This window comes from Streptomyces alkaliphilus (assembly GCF_014141535.1).
GTDB classification, from domain to species: Bacteria; Actinomycetota; Actinomycetes; order Streptomycetales; family Streptomycetaceae; genus Streptomyces; species Streptomyces alkaliphilus.
On record NZ_VKHT01000676.1, the window covers coordinates 1 to 2,893 of the forward strand.

2 protein-coding genes are annotated in these 2,893 nt (G+C 68.2%); both read left to right on the forward strand.

Annotated elements, in window-relative coordinates; genetic code table 11:
- The first annotated feature begins 68 nt into the window (after window positions 1-68).
- A complete protein-coding gene (locus FNQ90_RS18335; RefSeq protein WP_182607374.1) occupies window positions 69-1,613 on the forward strand; it encodes a hypothetical protein in 1,545 nt (514 codons plus the stop codon).
- Window positions 1,610-2,890, forward strand: coding sequence for an MFS transporter (locus FNQ90_RS18340; RefSeq protein ID WP_182607375.1), 1,281 nt, complete (start codon window positions 1,610-1,612; stop codon window positions 2,888-2,890). Before FNQ90_RS18335 ends, FNQ90_RS18340 begins: the two co-directional genes overlap by 4 nt.
- The last annotated feature ends 3 nt before the right edge of the window (window positions 2,891-2,893 follow it).

Sequence of the window (2,893 nt, forward strand, 5' to 3'; positions counted from 1 at the left end):
GAGCGCAGACGAGAGATATGGAAGTCTGGTGGGCGCGGGGATGTGTATGAGAGACAGGGATCACCGAGGTGGTGGTCCTCGCCGAGCCCGGAGCCGAACTCCTGCTCCCGCCCAAGGCCCTGACGCCGCGCACCGTCGGACTGATCGCCGTGGCGGAGGGGGAGCGGGCCTGCACCGAAGCCCTGGATCGCGCGGAGGCCGAGGTCACGGCCGTCCTCAAGGGCGACCCGATGGACGCTCTCGGCGCCCTCCTGGAGAACCCCGTCACCCGCCGGTACCTGGCTCCCGAACGTGGGCTGGAGAACATGGTGGTCCCCCAGCTGCGCAATGACTGGAACAGCTACGGCGCCGGTGGCGGCAAAGCGCTGAACCGGCCGGTGTTCCTGGACTCCACGGATCGTCGTCGGCTGGAGTCGGACCTCAACGGACTGTTCCGGCTTCTGACCACCATCCCGGACCGACTGTTCGACGGAGACCGCCGGGCCTTCGCCGAAGCCGTCGGGATGACCCCCACCCAGGTCGAGCTCGTGATGCGCGGGGCGGGACGACGACTGCCACCGATGTCCCGGGCCGACATGTACCGGGAACCGGGCGGCTTCCGGTTGATGGAGCTCAACACCGGTAGCTCGCTGGGCGGCTGGCAGATGGGCGAGTTCTCCCGTGATGTGCCGACCAACGCCGCCTTCCGGTCCTTCGCCGAGGCCGAGAACCTCGTCCATCCCGACCCGATCGGCGAGATCGCGCGGGTGCTCCGAGCCGAAACCGCACACGCCGGCTTCGATCTGCCCGGACGTCCCGTACTGGCCCTGACCGAATGGCCCGACAGCTATACGAAGACGAAGCCGTGGCTCGACTTCGTGGTGCCGGACTGGCTGCGCCACGGCTTCGACACCGTCGTCTGCCATCTCGGGGAGTTCGACTACCGGGACGGGGTGCCCCACATCCACGGCAGGAAGGTGGACGTGGTCTACCGCATCTTCCTGCCGGGGGAGATGGTTGACGAACAGCGCAGTCACGAGCTGGTCGACCCGCTGCTGGACGCCGTCTCCGCGGGCCACACCTTCCTGTTCGCCGGGCTCGACTGCGAGCTCTACGGGAACAAGGGCAGCCTGGCCATGCTCAGCGACGAGCGGAACCGCGACGCCTTCGGTGCCGATGAGCTCGCTCTGATCGAACGAATCCTGCCCTGGACCCGCTTCCTGCGGGACGAGGAGGTCTCGCGTGGAGGCCGGCGCGTCGACCTCCTCTCCCACGTGCTGGCCCACAAGGACCGGCTCGCCCTCAAGCCCACCCTGCTCTACGGCGGTGTGGGGGTCATACCCGGCTGGTCCGTGGAGCAGGACGAGTGGGAACACCACATCCGCGAGGCGGTGGACGGGCCGTTCGTCGTCCAGGAGCGGGTTCTTCCCGTCATGGAGCGGTTCGTGACCGAGGACGGACTCGGCTTCGAACGCATGGCCGTCGCCTACGGGGTGATGATGGTCGGCGACACCTACGCCGGCATGCTCGTGCGGGGAACGCCGGACCCCGATGTGGGAATCGTCAGCATGTCCAACGGCGCGCAGATCGGCTGCTGCTTTCACGTGGCGGACCGGCGAGGAGGTTCTCGATGAGTCCCCTCGCGCGGGGGGAACTCTGGCAGGACCGGGAATTCCTCAAACTCTGGTCCGGTGAGTCCGTCTCCCAGATGGGGGCGCAGATCACGCAGCTGGCCCTTCCGTTGGCCGCCGTCTACCAGCTCGACGCCACGGCCACCCAGCTCGGGCTGCTCAACTCCGCGAGTTTCGCGCCGTTCCTGGGCGCCACTCTTTTCATCGGGGTATGGGTCGACGGTCGCCGCCGCCGGCCGCTGATGATCGGAAGCAACCTGGGACGAGCCCTGCTGGTGGGCAGCATTCCGTTGGCCGCCTTCCTCGGCCTGCTGAGGATGGAGTACCTGTACATCACGGCCTTCGTCATCGGCGTACTGACCGTGACGTTCGATGTCTCCTACCAGTCCTACCTGCCCTCACTCATCCGGCGCGACCAGCTCGTGGAGGGGAACAGCAAGCTGCAGGCATCCGCCTCCGTCGCGCACATCGGTGGGCCGGGGGTGGCCGGTCTGCTGGTTGGTTGGATCACCGCCCCCTTGACTCTTCTGGTCAACTCCTTCTCCTACCTCTTCTCGGCAGCCTGTCTGCTGGCGATCCGTAGGCCCGAACCGCCCCCGGCGCCACCCCCGCGGAGCGCCTCGACGGCGAGCAGGATCGCCGAGGGGCTGCGCATCGTCCTCGGCAACGCCTCCATCCGCGCCATAGCGTTCCAGGCCGGGACGTACAACCTGTGCTGGATGTCTCTGCAGACGGTCTTCGTCATCTACGCGGCACGACAGCTGGGGATGTCGCCGGGGGCCATCGGCATCGTGTTGGGTGTCGGCGCCGTGGGTTCACTGGTCGGTGCGGTGGGTGCCCCCTGGTTCAAGCGCAGGCTGGGTCTGGGGCGGGCCATCATCACCGGATTGGTGCTGTGCTGCTCGGCGCCGATCCTGGTTCCGCTGGCACCCGATTCCTCGCTGCCCTCGCTCGCCCTGCTCGTCGCGGCCTTCGCGCTCTGCGGCGTCGGCTCGACCATGGCCACCGTGCACGCGGTCAGCCTGCGCCAGGCCATCACGCCGGACCACCTGCTCGGCCGTGTCAACGCCGGCTGCCGTTTCATCGCCTGGGGACCCCTGCCGCTGGGCGCTCTGATCGGTGGCTTCCTGGGAGACGCCATAGGGCTGCGTCCGACCCTTCTGGTGACCTCCCTGGCCTTCTCCACCGCGCTGTTGTGGATTGTCTTCTCACCGGTACGCGCCCTGAAGGACTTCCCCGCCCCGCCCCCGCAGGACGCCACCGCGTCCGCCGCGACCTGACCC